Genomic DNA, 15,706 nt, shown 5'->3' with positions numbered 1-15,706 from the left:
CGTCAGACCAGATGTTTGCCGCCAGCTTCCTTCAGATTCCACCTCGTGATGGACACCTTTGCCTTTGGCTGTAACCTTCCCACTATCAGGGCGGTTTGGGGACTTTCACCCGTTAGAGTACGTTCGTGCTGGACGAACAATAGAAAAGGCGGTGACCTCGCGGTCATCGCCTTTTATTATTTAGTTTGTCAGAGTAAACTCCCCTATCTAGGCATCTGGCGTAGCATTGCCTCGCAGCCTCTCAGTATATCCTGGAAAGTGGTCTCGAAATCGCCTGTATACCACGGATCCGCGACGTCGCGGGAGCGTCCGGTATATGACATCATCAGATGTATCTTGCCCTCCGGATCGTCCGGAATTATCCTCTTTATCCACCTGAGGTTGGACGAGTCCATGCAGATGATCCTATCGTAGAGATCATAATCCCTGCGGGTCACCTGGCGCGCGGTCTTGGACTTGTCGAACACGACTCCATGCTGGGTAAGACAGCGCTTTGCCGGCGGATAGATAGGATTACCGATCTCCTCGGTAGACACGGCAGCAGATTCGATATGGAAGGCATCCTCGACGCCGTATGAGCGCACTAGAGCCTTCATTATGAACTCTGCCATGGGAGATCGGCAGATGTTTCCATGGCAGACGAAAAGTATGTTGACCATTCTTATTTCTTAAGGTAAGAGGCAGGAGTCTTGCCGCCGGTGTAACGAGCGAAGTTGCTGTAGAAGGTCTGGAGAGAACTGTATCCGCACTTCACTGCGACGTAACGCATAGGATACTGCTCGTCAGAATTCTGCATGAGCTCGATGGCGTACTTGATCCTTCGGCTGTTGATGAATTCGGCGAAGTTCTGGCCATACTCATCGTGGATGATGTTCGAGAGGTATGTACGGTTGGTGCCGAGCCTCTCGGCTAGGTCTACAAGCTCAAGTCCCGGCTCAAGGAACACCTGCTCGTCAAGGGCAGCCTTGAGGGCGGCAGAATACTTGGCCATAGAGTTCTTGATGGTACCTGGAGCCGGAGTCTCCTCCTTCCTCTCCTCTTCAGCCTTGTTCGCCTTCTCGAGCTTCTCGATGAGGTCCTCGGTACTGGTCTCGATTCCGTATGAATACTGGCCTACGAAATAGATTATCACACCGGTGACGGCAAGAAGCACGATGACGAGAGGATTGGCTGTAGAATCGATTGTATTTGAAGAAAGAGCGAGTGCGATGCTGACGAACATTGCAACCCAGGTATAGATTGCAACGTAACGGTCCATGCTGTCCGCAAAGCCGATGAGCTCAGAGTAGTAGTTCTCAAGGTCTGTATGGTAGGTCTTGAGGTTGTAGTTGCCATAGAAGAGCGCAAAGGCGAACTCGCATGCAAGGAAGAGCTTGAAGCACCAATAGCATACGATCTTCTGCAGGTGGAAAGACTCAACAGGATAGCCTGCGATAGGAGTCTTGTTCATTGCGCTTGCGATGAAGGCTCTCCAGTTGTCGGTTCCCATCGAGGCATCGATGCCGATCACGACCGCCCATGCGATCACGACTGGAACAAACAATGCAAAATCCTTTTTCTGAACGCCCTCACGAGTGGTGAGGAACTTGATGAAGAGGATGTAGAATATAGGACAGAGAGGAGCTACGATGGTGTGGAAAACATCCACCCAGATGCTGCCTTCAAGGCCCGGAACCGAATAGAGCGCGATGCTGGAAAGATGCGCGGCGAGGATCACGAGGGTGACGATCATCATCTTCTGTGACTTGATGGTCTTTCTCTTAGGGAAGAATACCATCTTGCCCGCCCAGTACAATGCAACTATTGCGAGAAGAATGAATAATATGGCTCTTGTCATGACTAAGTAATATGTGTGTACACAAATATAGGAATTTTTTGAAAAAAAGTTTATATTTGTCCAAAGGAAGAAATTCACATCATGGCACCTTATTACACACAAGAATTAGATTTGTCTAAGTACACGGTTCTCGCCGTGGACGATATCCAGCTTAACCTCCTGCTACTCAAGAAGATGCTCAGCAAGTTCAATTTTACCTTGCAGACCGCAAGCAGCGGCCAGCAGACCTTGGACATGGTAGCAGAGAAGAAACCAGACCTCATTCTCCTCGACCTCATGATGCCAGGAATCGACGGTTTTGAGGTTATCCAGAGGCTGCGTGCTAATCCTGAGACCCAGGATATCCACATCATCATCCTCTCAGCACTCAACTCTCACGAGGACATCGTGAAGGGTTTCAAGCTTGGTGCAAACGACTTCATCACCAAGCCTATCATCATGGAAAAGCTTTTCAACAGCGTCATCACGCAGTTCAAGCTTATCGAAGCTAAGCAGTAAAGAAAGAAGACAATCAATAAGAAGAGAGGCCGACTGAATTCAGTCGGCCTCTCTTTCATTCTCTATTCGTCCTTCGCGAAGAACTTGTATTGGAAGAGTATCAGGTAGAACGCTCCTACGGTCACGCAGCTGTCTGCGAAGTTGAATACCGGATCAAAGAAGCTGAACACAACCTTACCTGCCGCATTCTTTATCTCGAAAAGCGGGAAGTAGAACATATCCACGACCTTTCCGAAGAGGAACGGCGCGTAGCCGTCTCCGAAATGCGCGACCGTGGTCACCGTAGACTCGCTGAAGAGAAGTCCGTAGAACCAGCAGTCGATTATGTTTCCGAGGGCTCCCGCAGCTATGAGGGTCAGTCCTACCACCACGCCGGTCGGAGTGTTCTTGGACTTAAGGAGATGGTTGATGTACCAGACCATCGCTCCGAAGAGCACGATGCGGAACACCGAGAGGCAAAGCTTGCCTACCCAACCTCCGAATGCCATGCCGAACGCCATGCCCTTGTTCTCGACGAAGAGAAGGCGGAACCACTCGAAGATCTTGATCTCTCCTCCGAGGGTGAAGCTTGTCTTGACCCAGATCTTGATGAGCTGATCAATTATGACCAGACACACTCCAAGCACAAGAAGCCACTGCCCCTTGGAGAGCTTCATCCTGCTGTTCATTAGTTCTTACCCTGCTTTGCGAGCATCTCCTTCGCTTCGATGGAAAGAGTTGCATGAGGGACGAGACGGAGTCTCTCCTTAGGGATAAGCTTGCCTGTCACGCGGCAGATGCCGTAAGTCTTGTTCTCGATCCTGACAAGAGCTGCCTCGAGGTTCTGGATGAACTTGTACTGGCGCTGCGCGAGCTGACCAGCCTCCTCCTTCGAGAGAGTGGCTGCGCCCTCCTCCATTGCCTTGAATGAAGGTGCGGTGTCGTCGATATCATTGCTGCTGTCGTGCGAGATGATACCACGGAGAGTAGTATACTCTTCTTTCGCCTTCTGGAGCATGTCAAGTATGATCGTCTTGAACTCCTGAAGGTCCTCGTCGCTATACCTGACGTTGAACTCTGGTTTCATTTCTTCTGCCATAGCTTTATCTTAGTTAATCTTTTCAACATTGATTCTGATCTGTCCGTCGTTCCAATCAACTTCCGAGCCATTCTGAGCCGCCTCGCTGAACTCCACGCTCTTTGCGAGGGTCTGAGCAGCCACGTACTCTGAGAACTCTGAGAGGGATGCCTTGATCTCCTCTGCAGCCTCGCCTTCTGCCCAGATTGCAACCTTGATGCGGTCAATAACCTCGAAGCCGCTGTCCTTGCGGAGGTTCTGTACGCGGTTGATGAGCTCACGTGCAGTTCCCTCGCGCACGAGTGCGTCAGTGAGGGTGATGTCGAGAGCCACCGTAAGAGGGCCGTCCGAAGCTACGAGCCAGCCTGGCATATCCTCAGAGTGGATCTCATAGTCGCCAGTCTTGAGGACGACGTCACCTGAAGGAAGTGCGAGGGTATATCCTGCCTCAGTGCCCTCAGTATTCTGGATTGCGTTGATCTGTTCCTGGGTAAGGGTTCCGAATGCAGCAGCGATCTCCTTCATCTGCTTGCCGTATACCTTTCCGAGAGTCTTGAAGTTAGGCTTGATCTTCTTGGTGATGAGTCCGGCAGTATCCTGAAGGAACTCTGCATTCTTCACGTTGACCTCAGTGAGGAGGATCTGCTTAACAGCCTCGAGCTGCTCCTTCACCTTGTCATTGGTGACAGGTATGACGAGCCTTGAGAGAGGCTTGCGGACGTTGATGCCGACCTTCTTGCGGAGTGCGAGCACCATCGAAGAAGACTTCTGTGCGAGCACCATCCTCTCTTCGAGGTCGGTGTCGATGAGAGCCTCGTTGCATGCAGGCATTGCACAGTAGTGAACAGAGTCTGCATCAGGAACGAGGTCCTTGTAGAGCCTTTCCATGTAGAACGGTGCGATAGGAGCTGCAAGGAGCGCGATGTCCTTGAGGACCTCGTAGAGGGTCTGGTATGCTGCGAGCTTGTCGCTTGCGAGACCTGAGCCCCAGAGACGCTTCTTGTTGTGGCGGATGTACCAGTTGCTGAGGTCATCGCCTACGAAATCCTGGATGAGACGACCTGCGAGAGTGACATCATAGTCCTCATAAGCTGCTACGACGCCCTTGACGAGGGTGTTGAGACGGCTGATGATCCACTTGTCGAACTCTGGACGCTGCTCATAAGGAACGAGCTCCGCGTTAGGGTCGAAGTTGTCGATGTTTGCATAGAGTGCGAACATCGAATAAGAGTTATAGAGCGTTCCGAAGAATTTCCTTGAAACTTCCACTACGCCTGCCTCATCGAACTTGAGGTTGTCCCAAGGCTGAGCGTTGGTCATCATATACCAGCGAAGTGCATCAGGACCATAGGTATCGAGAGCCTTGAACGGATCGACAGCATTGCCCAGACGCTTGCTCATCTTGTCTCCCTTCTTGTCGAGGACGAGACCGTTAGAGATCACGCGCTTGAATGCGAGACTGTCGCTTACCATGGTATGGATAGCGTGGAGAGTATAGAACCATCCACGGGTCTGGTCAACACCCTCTGCGATGAAGTCTGCGGTGCATCCGAACTTGTCGCTGTCGATGCTGCGGAGACCTTCCTGTGCGTAAGGCATGGCACCAGAGTCAAACCACACGTCGATGAGGTCTGCCTCACGGGTCATCTTCTTGCCAGAGTCTGAAACGAGGTAGATGTTGTCTGCGTAAGGCCTGTGGAGGTCAATCTTGTCGTAGTTCTCCTTGCTCATGTCCTCTGGATCAAAGCCCCAGTCCTTGAATGGGTTGCTTGCCATCATGCCCGCTGCGACAGCCTTCTCGACCTCTGCATAGAGCTCCTTGACTGAGCCGATGCACTTCTCTTCCTTGCCGTCCTCGGTGCGCCAGATTGGGAGCGGAGTTCCCCAGTAGCGGCTGCGGCTGAGGTTCCAGTCCTGGATGTTCTCGAGCCACTTTCCGAAACGTCCGGTACCGGTAGCCTCCGGCTTCCAGGTGATCTGCTCGTTGAGCTCCATCATCCTCTCGCGTACTGCGGTTGCCTTGATGAACCATGAGTTGAGCGGATAGTAGAGGACTGGCTTATCGGTACGCCAGCAGTGTGGATAAGTATGGACATGCTTCTCGATCTTGAATGCACGACCGTCGGCCTTGAGCATCATGCAGATGTCGATGTCGAGGGTAGGAGCATCAGGAGCGAGGCTTGAGTCATAAGCGTTCTTGACGAAGCGGCCGGCCCACTCCGCATAGTCAGCGGACACGCGCTCTGCTGCGTATGCAGGATCGAGGTCCTCGACACGGTAGAAGCGACCCTGAAGGTCAACCTGTGCCTGAGGATCACCGTTTGCATCGATGACCATGAGCGCAGGGACACCTGCTGCGCGAGCGACCTTCTGGTCGTCAGCACCGAAGGTAGGTGCGATATGTACGATACCGGTACCATCCTCTGTGGTGACATAGTCGCCGAGGATCACGCGGAAAGCGCCCTCGTCAGGACGGAACCAAGGGATGAGCTGCCTGTAGCTGATGCCTTCGAGCTCGCTGCCCTTGTATGAGCCTTCGAGCACACGGTAAGGCACGAGCTTGTCGCCTGGCTTGTAGTCCTCGAGCGCAATCTCTGCAGCCTTAGGGTTGAACAGAGACGGGATGAGAGCCTCGGCAGCGACGTATACGGCTGGCTGACCGGTATATGGGTTGAACGAGAGTATCCTGCGATAGGTGATGTTAGGACCGACGCAGAGAGCGGTGTTTGAAGGAAGGGTCCATGGAGTGGTAGTCCATGCGAGGAAGTATGCCTGGCAGCCCTCGTCTCCGAAGATCTTCTCAGACTTCTCGTCCCTTACCACCTCGAACTGCACGGTGACGGTGGTATCCTTGACATCGCGGTAGCAGCCTGGCTGGTTGAGCTCGTGAGAGCTGAGGCCGGTTCCTGCGGCAGGAGAATATGGCTGGATGGACTTACCCTTGTAGAGGTAGCCCTTCTCGTAGATCTTCTTGAGAAGATACCAGAGAGTCTCGATGTAGCGGTTGTCATAGGTGATGTATGGATCGTCCATATCCACCCAGTATCCTATCCTCTCGGTGAGGTTCCTCCACTCCTTGGTGTACTTCATGACTTCCTTGCGGCAGGCATCGTTGTACTCAGCCACGCTGATCTTGGTTCCGATGTCCTCCTTGGTGATGCCGAGCATCTTCTCGACACCAAGCTCGACTGGGAGTCCGTGAGTATCCCAACCTGCACGACGGTTGACCTTGAAACCGCTCTGGGTCTTGTAGCGGCAGATGGAATCCTTGATGGAACGAGCCATCACATGGTGGATACCAGGCATTCCGTTCGCCGATGGCGGACCCTCAAAGAAAATGAACTCCGGAGCTCCCTCACGGAGCTCAAGCGACTTCTCGAACGCATTCTTGAGTTTCCATTCCTGGAGAACCTCAGAAGCAACGCCTACAAGGTCGAGGCCTTTATACTCTCTGTATGTCATAATCTATCTATATTTCAATCAAATAAGCACGGTTTCCCGCAGTCCGCAAAGATACATATTAAAGAGGGTTATTACAAAAAAATGAGTAATTTTGCGGCCATATGACAGCATTGGACATCATACTGCTGGCCTGCTTTGCACCAGCCATCTGGAACGGCTTCAGGAAAGGCTTGATTTCTCAGCTCCTCGGCCTGGCATCCCTCATCATAAGCATTTGGGTATCCTTCCATTTCGCAACTCCGATCGCAGCCTGGCTCAACACGTGGATAGAGGTCTCCCCTGTCGCACTGAAGGTCGCCGCGTACGTCATCATCTTCATCGCCATAGCCATCGGAATGAACTTCCTGAGGGCACTCTTGGAGAAAGTGATAAAGTTCGTGATGCTCGACTGGGTCAACAAGATATGCGGAATGGTACTCGCAATAATCGGAACCGCCATCGTCCTGGGTGTCATCATCATGCTGTTCAACTCACTCAACGTCAATTTCCACATCGTCGAAGAGGAAAGGCTCGCGACCAGCCAGGTATACCAGTTCCTCAAGGGCTTCGCGTACGGACTTTTCCCGTACATGAAGGAGATGATGTTACTTTAGCAGCATGGCCATGGAAAGAATCATACTGATCGAAACATCCACAGCTCTCTGCTCTGCCGCACTGGCCGAGGACGGAGCCATCACTTACTACCGCGAAAGCGATGCGATGCGCTCGCATGCTTCCCTCACCGCCGTATTCGTGGATGATATGCTCAAGGAAAGAGGCATTAGCCTCAAGGACGTGGACGCCGTTTGCGTCAGCATGGGCCCAGGTTCATATACCGGCCTCAGGGTCGGCGTGTCCACCGCTAAGGGTCTCTGCTTCGGTGCCAGGCTTCCTCTCCTCGCGGTCGGAACCCTCGACATACTCGTGCATCAGGCCATCGCGGAAGGACTCGTTCCGGAGGGATGCAAGTATATCATCCCTATGGTCGACGCCCGCAGGATGGAAGTATATTCGGCAGTCTTCACTCCTGACGGGAAGCAGATAAGTGAGACCGAGGCAGTCATCGTGGACGAGGCAAGCTTCGCCCGGCAGCGCACTGAAGGTCCAGTGCTCTTCATCGGCGACGGAGCGGGAAAGTGCGAGAAGGTTCTCGGCGGAGAAGGAATGCACTTTGTCCAGTGCTGCCCTAAGGCTTCAGCCATGCTCATGCCGGCAATCTCTGAATACAAAGAAAAACGGTTCAGGGATGTCGCATACCTTGAACCGTTCTATCTTAAGGAATTCGTTGCCACAGTCAGCAGCAAGAAATTATTTTAACAGCTTATCGAGAAGCTTCCTAAGGTCTGCCTCGCTGGATATCTGCTCGTTGAGGAGTTCGTCACCTGCGATGAAGAATGTAGATGGAAGCTGCTGGAGAGCATAGAGGCTGGCGTACTTCGAGTTAGCCTCGTTCACGTCACAGACATTGACCCAAGGTAGATTCTGCGCCTTCATGGTAGCAGCCCAGGAAGTCTTGTCACCTTCGAGAGCCACCTGATAGATCTCAAGACCCCTTGAGTGATACTCCTTATAGAGTGGGAGGAGGACGTCGAGATTCATCATCTTCTGCTCTGGGGTGAGGGTCCAATAATGGAGCATTATGACCTTACCCTTCACGTCGCTGAGCTTCTGCTTCTGTGCGTTGATGTCAGGAAGCTCGATGTCGATGAAACCGACGCTGCCTGCTTCATTCATCATGAGCTGGAGGTCAAGCACGTTGCGCCTCTCGTCAGCAGCCTGGCGGAGAGCCTTCACATACTTGGAGTTAGGATATACGGTCTCGAGAGAATCACACACGCGGTTAAAGTGGATGGCATCAGTCTGCTGTCCGAACACGAGCACACCGTCAGCGACGGTCTGATACATGAGAGGAACGTTCACGATAGAGTATGGATGCTCCGCGATGAATCTGAGGCACTGCCTGTAGTAGTTGATGTACTCGAGTCTTGCGTTCTTCACGTCGTCGGTTGCGATATAGCCATCGACCTTGGAAGTGAACGCCGAATAGTCCCTCTCTACCGAAGCATAAAGCTCAGCTTCCGGGTTACCTGTCACGGTATAATTTCCGAGAGTATCGGTCTCCACGGTGATCCTGTCACCTGCCTGGAGGAGAAGAGGTGCTACCCTTACGCCATTGCGGTGGAGATATACGAACTCAGGCTCACCCTTCTTCACATCTACCTTGACAGAGAACCTTCCGTTGCCGTCTGTCTTTACGGTATCGATGGTCTCAAGAGTATTGACCTTGAGAAGTGACACTACGATCTCGCTTTCTGATGCACCATTTACGACTCCCTGGACACGGGCTTTCTGACCACATGATGCAAGAACAAGGGCTGCCGAAGCGAATACGGCAATCCTGATGAAATTAAAGCTTTTCATATTCTGACAGAATAGATGCAGCCACCTGAGTGAACTCCTCCTGTGACATTTCAAGTTTCTTCTTACGGAAATCCATATCAGCCTCGCTATTGAGCGGGACAAGGTGAATGTGGGTGTGTGGCACCTCCATGCCGAGAACGGCCACACCGATCCTCTTGCAAGGCACAGCGGCCTTGAGAGCAAGCGCAACCTTACGTGCGAAAGCCATGAGGCCTTCGTAGGTCTTCTCGTCAAGATTGAAGATATAGTCATCCTCCACATTCTGCGGGATCACGAGTGTGTGACCCTTGGCGAGAGGAGAGATATCGAGGAATGCGTAGTAGTCCTCATTCTCTGCCACCTTATAGGATGGGATCTCGCCCTTTGCGATCTTTGTGAAGATAGTAGCCATTCTAGAGTGTGATATCAAGAATTTCGAATTTCATTACTCCTGAAGGCACCTTGGCCTCTACGACATCACCCTTCGCGTGGCCCATGAGAGCCTTTCCGATAGGAGTGGTGGCAGCGAGCTTACCTGCTGCAAAGTCTGCCTCCGACTCGCCGACGAGGGTGAACTCCATGACCCTGTTCATGGAAAGGTTCTTCACCTTGACCTTGTTGAGCATCTGCACCTTATCGGTACCGATCTGAGACTCGTCGATGACGCGCGCATTTGCGACTTCGTCCTTGAGCTTTGCTATTCTGAGTTCGAGGAGGCCCTGAGCCTCCCTAGCTGATTCGTATTCAGCATTCTCGGAGAGGTCCCCCTTCTCACGAGCTTCTGCGATTGCCGCCGAGATGACCGGACGCTGCGCAAGAGCATCAGCGAGGTCTTTCTTCAGCTTGTCGTACCCTTCCTGGGTAAGATAATGGACTGGCATATTATTTCGTTTTATTTCGGATTCAGTAATCAAAAAGGAGTCCCGCCCTGAGGCAGAACCCTTATACAATTTCATCTAGACGCAAAGATAAGAAAAAATGATTGGAAAAAAACCAATCATTCTTCAAATTTCGGTTTGAGTATCTCGGAAAAGACTATCATTTTTTTCCAATCGACTTTCTCTTCCTTGGGACCCACTTCAATTTCGGGCTCTTCGATGAGGTCCTTAATTTCCTTATCTTCCATATCAGATGTACTTTAGACATTCAGTCCTGTCAATCTCAAGCTGCCTTCCTAGCGCCGCAAGGTTCTCGAACCCCTGCTCCTCGCGTATGCGTCTGAGGAAAGTGAGCTTGATGTCGAGTCCATATATCTCGTCATCAAAATTGAAGATATTGGTCTCTATCGTCCTCGCGTTGCCGGAGCCTACGGTAGGACGGACGCCGATGTTGCACATTCCGTAGTGCTGCTCCCCGCAGGTATCAACCTTGACGAGATAGACGCCATTTGCCGGAACAAGCTTCAGCGGCTCATATAGCTGCATGTTTGCCGTCGGAAAGCCTATCGTCCTGCCCAGACGGTTACCGGCGACCACGACTCCAAGGAGCGTGTATGGACCGCCGAGCATCTTCGTGGCTGACTCCATGTCTCCATCCTCGATCGCTGCCCGTATCTTGGTAGAGCTCACTGCCAAGCCGCCGTCTGAAGGCACCATTGGCGTCGCAATCACCTCCAGGCCGATACGCCTTGCCGTCTCTGCCAACTGGGAAGGATCCTTACAGTCAGACCCCATCCTGTTGTCATAACCGATCATGACGGCAGTTCCGCCGAACTTTCCTATTATATATTCCCTGAGGAATTCTTCCATCGTGAGGGAGGCGAACTCCCTCGTGAACGGAAGTATTTCAACATGGTCCACGCCCAAAGCCGTAAGCAGTTCCTTCTTCTCCTGAAGGGAACTGAGGAGGCGGAGCGTGCGGGCCTCCTTGCGGAGGACCGTACGTGGGTGGGGCCAGAAGCTCACCACCATGCTCTCTTCTCCTCGGGCCTTGGCCGAAGCCACGAGTTGCCCGATTACTTCGCGGTGTCCGATATGGACACCGTCGAAGAAGCCGGTTGCTATAACCATTTTACGAGACCGAAGTCCTGACGATGAGGCAGGAGCTCGTTCTTTGGATAGATTCTGGTTGCTACCTGATACATACCAGTCCTCTCAGGGAGAACTGCAGAACGGTAAGTAGCTACGCCCTCATTTACCTCTACGAGTTCGAAGGCTACCTTCTCACGGATGTGCTGACGTCCCTTCTTGTCTGGAGAGGTGAAGAGCATCTCCACTCCGATGTCCTCTGGCTTAAGGCCAGCGAGGTCGATCTTGACCTCAGACTTGATCTGATGGTCTGAATCGAGGACATAGGTGCTGTCTGGATAGGTGCAAGAAACCACCTGGACATTCCTCCAAGCGCTCTTTACGCCATTCTTCCACTCAGCGATCTGGCGAGCAACTGCGTAATCATTCTCAGAGAGCTTGGTCACGCGCTCACCCTGTGGGATATAGTACTGGTTGCAGTAATCAGAAAGCATGCGGTTGGTAGTGAAGTTGCATGCAACCTGAGCGATGGTATTCTTGATGTAGCCGATCCACTCAGCTGACCTGCCGGTATTCCTGTCAGTATTGTAGTATGCAGGTGCGATCTCATTCTCGATGGTAGCGTAGATAGTAGCTGAATCGAGGTCGTTCTGGTAGCCCTGGTCATCGTAGGTCCTCTCCTGTGGAAGAGCCCAACCTGCACCTGGCTTGTAACCCTCAACCCACCAGCCGTCAAGGACTGAGAAGTGCATTACACCGTTCATGGAAGCCTTCTCACCTGAAGTACCTGAAGCCTCCTGTGGACGTGTAGGGTTGTTCATCCATACGTCAACACCCTGTACGAGCCTCTTTGCGAGGGTGATGTCGTAACCAGGGACGAAGATGATCTTGCCGATGAAGCGTGGCTGCTTGCTGATCTCCACGATCTGGCGGATGAGGTCCTGACCTGCACCGTCAGCCGGGTGAGCCTTACCTGCGAAGATGAACTGAACAGGACGGATAGGATTGTTAACGATCGCATCGAGTCTGTCAAGGTCGCTGAAGAGGAGGGTTGCCCTCTTGTAGGTAGCGAAACGCCTTGCGAAACCGATTGTGAGGACGTCGTCACGGAGGTTCTCCTTGATGGTCACGATCTGGCGTGGAGAATAGTGGCTGCTGAGAACAGGGTCAGAAAGTCTCTCGCGGATTGCAGATACGAGGTTGTGCTTGAGAAGCTTGCGGGTGTTCCATACGTCCTCGTCAGAAACCTTGTAGATACCCTCGAAGCAGCTCTTGTCATAGTGATGGGTCTTGAATGCCTCACCGAACACCTTAGCGTGGATGTTCTTCCACTCCTTGGATGCCCAAGTCGGGTAGTGGACACCGTTGGTAACGTAGCTTACGTGGTTCTCCTCTGCGAGGTAACCAGGGTACATGCTAGCGAAGATGTCCTTGCTGACAAGGCCGTGGAGCATTGATACACCGTTCACCTCCTGAGAGATGTTGGCTGCGAGTACGCTCATGGAGAACTTCTCGCCACCATCGTATGGATTGTGCTTACCGAGGCTCATGAGAGTGGTCCAGTCGACATTGAGTTCGTCTGGAACCTGACCGATATAATGACGGAGGATACCCTCTTCGAAAGCGTCGTGACCTGCAGGTACAGGGGTGTGGGTGGTGAAGAGCGATGAAGCCCTTACGACCTCGAGTGCCTCAGAGAATGAGAGATGCTCGTTCTGGATGTACTCACGGAGTCTCTCGATTCCGATGAAGGCTGCGTGGCCCTCGTTGCAGTGGTAAACCTGTGGGTTGAGTCCGAGAGCGCGGAGAACGCGCACACCGCCGATACCGAGGAGGAGCTCCTGCTTGAGACGGTTCTCCCAGTCACCACCATAAAGCTGGTGGGTTACCTGGCGATCCTCTGGGATGTTCTCCTCGAAGTCTGTGTCGAGAAGGTAGAGGTCTGTACGACCTACAGCAACCTTCCAGAGACGAGCTGCGAGAGTACGTCCAGGGAATGCGACATGGATCTTGACCCAGTTGCCCTGCTCATCGAGAACAGGCTCTGCAGGAGTCTTCATGAAGTCCTGTGGAGTGTACTCTGCGACCTGATGGCCCTGAGCGGTGAGCTTCTGGTTGAAATATCCGTAACGATAGAAGAGACCGATGGCTACGAGGTTCACGTTCATGTCACTGGTCTCCTTGAGGTAGTCACCTGCGAGGATACCGAGACCGCCTGAATAGATCTTGAGTGAGGTGTCGAGACCATACTCCATGCAGAAGTAAGCAACTGATGGGTCAACCCTGTTCTCCTTCTCCTTCATGTAAGCATTGAACTCTTCCATCACGGCCTTGAGGTTCTTGAGGAACTCCTTGTCGTTTGCGAGTTCCTTATAGCGCTTGATGCTGACCTTGTCAAGGATTACCATTGGGTTGTGGCCTGACTGATGCCAAAGCTGTGCGTCTACGGTCTTGAAGAGAGCCTTTGCGCTGTCATTCCAGCACCACCAAAGGTTCTTGCAAAGAGTCTCAAGGCCTGCGAGTGGCTTTGGGAGATGTCTTGTGACCATGACGCTCTGCCACTTAGGTGCGTCTATCTCGATTCTTTCGTACATTGTTCTTTCGTTTTTTACTGCCGTTAAGTCTGCGGCACGGTTAATCACATTCTGTAAAGCCTGACTGTAGGCTTTCTTATAATATTCTATCTGGTTGTTCCAAAGGGCGATGTTGGCGACATCACGGGCAGACTCCATGTATGCCTTGAGTCCGGCCGCATCGAGAGATGCTATCTCCCTGATACGATCCACGACTGCGTCGACAACCTCGTGGTAATTGCTGTCGTTACGCTCCACCACGGTGATGCCGGGATGCTCCTTCTTGTAATAGTCACGCACCCAGAGGCCGAAGCCTGCAAGACTGGTCGTGAGGGTAGGCACGCTGAAAGCAAGGCTCTCGAGCGGGGTGTAGCCCCACGGCTCATAGTATGACGGGAAGAAGGTCGAATCCAGACCTACCAAGAGGTCGTAATACGACATGTTGAACACTCCGTCGTCGCCATTGAGGTATGAAGGGATGAAATATACCTTCACCTTGTCATTGGCGTCATTGTACAGGCCCACCTGACCGAAGCGGTGCGAGATGGTGTCCCACTGAGGAGTCTGGAGCGCATGTGACACCTGAGTCACATAGTTCTCCGAACCGTTACCGGCCATCTTTGCCTGAAGATTCTTGTCCGGACCGTTGTGGCCGGAAGGAATCATGATGAATGCATGGACGGTCTTGGCCGCTCCACCTTCGTTCTTGAGCTTCGCGAGGGCGTCGATGAACACATCGATACCCTTGTTCCTGTACTCATAGCGTCCACCTATTCCAACGAACAGGTCATCCGCTGCCACAGGGGCGCCGCTCATGGCCTGAGCAACCTGCGCAAGACACTTTCGCGCCGCCTTGCGCTTTGCGTTGTACTCCCTCTTGGTGGCTGGGACGAAGCTGTCCTCGAAGCCGTTAGGGGTCACTACGCTCACAGGCCTGCCGTGGAACTGCTTGCACTCGCGTGCAGTAGTATCGCTCACGGTGGTGAACACGTCCGCATTGAGTGCGGACTGCTTCTCCAACGAGTGGATTGCGACCACGTTGAATCTCCTCGCCATCTCGTCAGCATTGTAGCTTTCCATATGGTCATAGAGATTCATGTTGTTGCCGGCAAGACAACGACCCATCATAGTCGCGTGGGTCGTAAACGCCGTAGCGATAGGAAGTCCGGTCTCCTTGAGGTAGAGCACACCGGAGCCGGTCTGCCACTCATGGAACTGTGCGACTACCCTATCCTTCGCACCGATGTTGAAACGGTAGAAGCTCTCTATGACGCAACCTGCGGCATATCCGAAGAGTGCGGACTGCTTATAGTCCCAGTTACCTGAGATCGAGTCCACTCCGAACTTCTTCCAGAGCTCTGTCAGGATCTCGTCCTGACGAGCGAAGAAACTCCTGAAATCCAAGAGGATTGCACAAGGGTTTCCGGGGATGTTCCAACGACCTGTGCGTACACTGATGCCTTCTGAGAGTGCCTTCGCCTTCCAATCCGAAAACAGATTCTCGTCCTCGGTAAAGTAAGGGCAGGCATCAGAGTTCTGCCATACGTCCGGACCCACCATGATGTGATGATCCTTCAGTTCCTCGCTGAGGTAGAAAGCCTTCGTTGCAACGACGGTGTAGATTCCACCGACCTTGTTGCAGACTTCCCAGCTCACCTCAAAAAGGTAGTCCGGACGCAAAAGTTCGTCTGTTTTACTCATCTACCGTCCAATGTTATTTCTTTGCGGCAGCCTTCTTGGCAGCTGGCTTCTTTGCAGGAGCCTTCTTGGCCGGAGCTTTCTTTGCAGGGGCCTTCTTACCCTTGTCGCCCGGGCGGTTGATAGGAGTGACGATGACTACATCCTCGTTCTTCTCCTGCCTTGCAACGCCTGTCTTGATGGCGTCGTCAAGCCTGATGGTGAAGTCGCTGAGGACGTTCATGTAGTTGATGAA

At 52.6% G+C, this 15,706-nt stretch carries 14 protein-coding genes and 1 pseudogene; 3 read left to right on the top strand and 12 right to left on the bottom strand.

Features of this window, described 5'->3' with window-relative positions; genetic code table 11:
• Positions 1 to 203: 203 nt before the first annotated feature.
• Both AC06ND_RS06335 and AC06ND_RS06330 read right to left on the bottom strand, forming a co-directional pair.
• Positions 204 to 659: a low molecular weight protein-tyrosine-phosphatase gene (locus tag AC06ND_RS06335; RefSeq protein WP_475678152.1), complete on the bottom strand. Its 456-nt coding sequence runs from the start codon at positions 657 to 659 to the stop codon at positions 204 to 206.
• A 2-nt stretch (positions 660 to 661) separates the two neighbouring features.
• Positions 662 to 1,837, bottom strand: a complete 1,176-nt coding sequence (locus tag AC06ND_RS06330; protein WP_475678151.1) for a helix-turn-helix domain-containing protein — start codon at positions 1,835 to 1,837, stop codon at positions 662 to 664.
• Positions 1,838 to 1,948: 111 nt separating this feature from the next.
• On the opposite strand from AC06ND_RS06330, the gene AC06ND_RS06325 reads away from it, so the two are divergent.
• Positions 1,949 to 2,335, top strand: a complete 387-nt coding sequence (locus tag AC06ND_RS06325) for a response regulator (RefSeq protein ID WP_475678150.1) — start codon at positions 1,949 to 1,951, stop codon at positions 2,333 to 2,335.
• Positions 2,336 to 2,397: 62 nt separating this feature from the next.
• On the opposite strand, the gene AC06ND_RS06320 is transcribed toward AC06ND_RS06325, so the two are convergent.
• From AC06ND_RS06320 to ileS, 3 genes are read right to left on the bottom strand one after another with little or no spacing between them, the layout of a single operon-like run.
• The gene (locus AC06ND_RS06320; protein ID WP_475678149.1) at positions 2,398 to 3,003 is read right to left on the bottom strand and encodes a signal peptidase II; all 606 of its coding nucleotides are present in this window, start codon (positions 3,001 to 3,003) and stop codon (positions 2,398 to 2,400) included.
• Positions 3,003 to 3,413 (bottom strand): TraR/DksA family transcriptional regulator, encoded by a 411-nt coding sequence (locus AC06ND_RS06315; RefSeq protein ID WP_475678148.1) that lies wholly within the window; start codon positions 3,411 to 3,413, stop codon positions 3,003 to 3,005. The genes AC06ND_RS06320 and AC06ND_RS06315 overlap by 1 nt, the downstream gene beginning before the upstream one ends.
• 9 nt (positions 3,414 to 3,422) lie before the next feature.
• Positions 3,423 to 6,854: an isoleucine--tRNA ligase gene (ileS, locus tag AC06ND_RS06310; protein WP_475678147.1), complete on the bottom strand. Its 3,432-nt coding sequence runs from the start codon at positions 6,852 to 6,854 to the stop codon at positions 3,423 to 3,425.
• A gap of 101 nt (positions 6,855 to 6,955) precedes the next feature.
• On the opposite strand from ileS, the gene AC06ND_RS06305 reads away from it, so the two are divergent.
• Together AC06ND_RS06305 and tsaB are read left to right on the top strand one after the other, a co-directional pair.
• On the top strand, positions 6,956 to 7,447 hold the full coding sequence (locus AC06ND_RS06305) for a CvpA family protein (RefSeq protein WP_475678146.1): 492 nt from the start codon (positions 6,956 to 6,958) through the stop codon (positions 7,445 to 7,447).
• A 10-nt stretch (positions 7,448 to 7,457) separates the two neighbouring features.
• Entirely contained in the window at positions 7,458 to 8,150 is a 693-nt protein-coding gene (tsaB, locus tag AC06ND_RS06300) for a tRNA (adenosine(37)-N6)-threonylcarbamoyltransferase complex dimerization subunit type 1 TsaB (protein WP_475678145.1), read from the top strand.
• Here tsaB and AC06ND_RS06295 read toward each other — a convergent pair.
• The 7 genes and pseudogenes from AC06ND_RS06295 to AC06ND_RS06265 form a co-directional block, all read right to left on the bottom strand.
• Positions 8,142 to 9,254, bottom strand: a complete 1,113-nt coding sequence (locus tag AC06ND_RS06295; protein ID WP_475678144.1) for a redoxin domain-containing protein — start codon at positions 9,252 to 9,254, stop codon at positions 8,142 to 8,144. The two genes, tsaB and AC06ND_RS06295, sit on opposite strands and share 9 nt — an antisense overlap.
• Positions 9,241 to 9,645, bottom strand: a complete 405-nt coding sequence (locus AC06ND_RS06290; protein ID WP_475678143.1) for an HIT family protein — start codon at positions 9,643 to 9,645, stop codon at positions 9,241 to 9,243. Before AC06ND_RS06290 ends, AC06ND_RS06295 begins: the two co-directional genes overlap by 14 nt.
• Before the next feature lies 1 nt (position 9,646).
• On the bottom strand, positions 9,647 to 10,114 hold the full coding sequence (gene greA / locus AC06ND_RS06285) for a transcription elongation factor GreA (protein WP_475678142.1): 468 nt from the start codon (positions 10,112 to 10,114) through the stop codon (positions 9,647 to 9,649).
• Positions 10,115 to 10,230: 116 nt separating this feature from the next.
• Positions 10,231 to 10,359 carry a hypothetical protein gene (locus AC06ND_RS06280; protein WP_475678141.1) on the bottom strand — a complete coding sequence of 43 codons (129 nt, stop codon included), beginning with the start codon at positions 10,357 to 10,359 and terminating at the stop codon, positions 10,231 to 10,233.
• Position 10,360: 1 nt separating this feature from the next.
• The gene (gene ribF / locus AC06ND_RS06275; RefSeq protein WP_475678140.1) at positions 10,361 to 11,242 is read right to left on the bottom strand and encodes a riboflavin biosynthesis protein RibF; all 882 of its coding nucleotides are present in this window, start codon (positions 11,240 to 11,242) and stop codon (positions 10,361 to 10,363) included.
• Entirely contained in the window at positions 11,233 to 15,474 is a 4,242-nt protein-coding gene (gene glgP / locus AC06ND_RS06270) for an alpha-glucan family phosphorylase (RefSeq protein WP_475678139.1), read from the bottom strand. The genes ribF and glgP overlap by 10 nt, the downstream gene beginning before the upstream one ends.
• Before the next feature lie 13 nt (positions 15,475 to 15,487).
• Positions 15,488 to 15,706, bottom strand: a pseudogene (locus AC06ND_RS06265) (alpha-amylase); the annotation flags it as partial.

Source organism: Candidatus Cryptobacteroides sp. (assembly GCF_056207615.1).
This window is presented reverse-complemented; position numbering and strand designations above follow the sequence as displayed.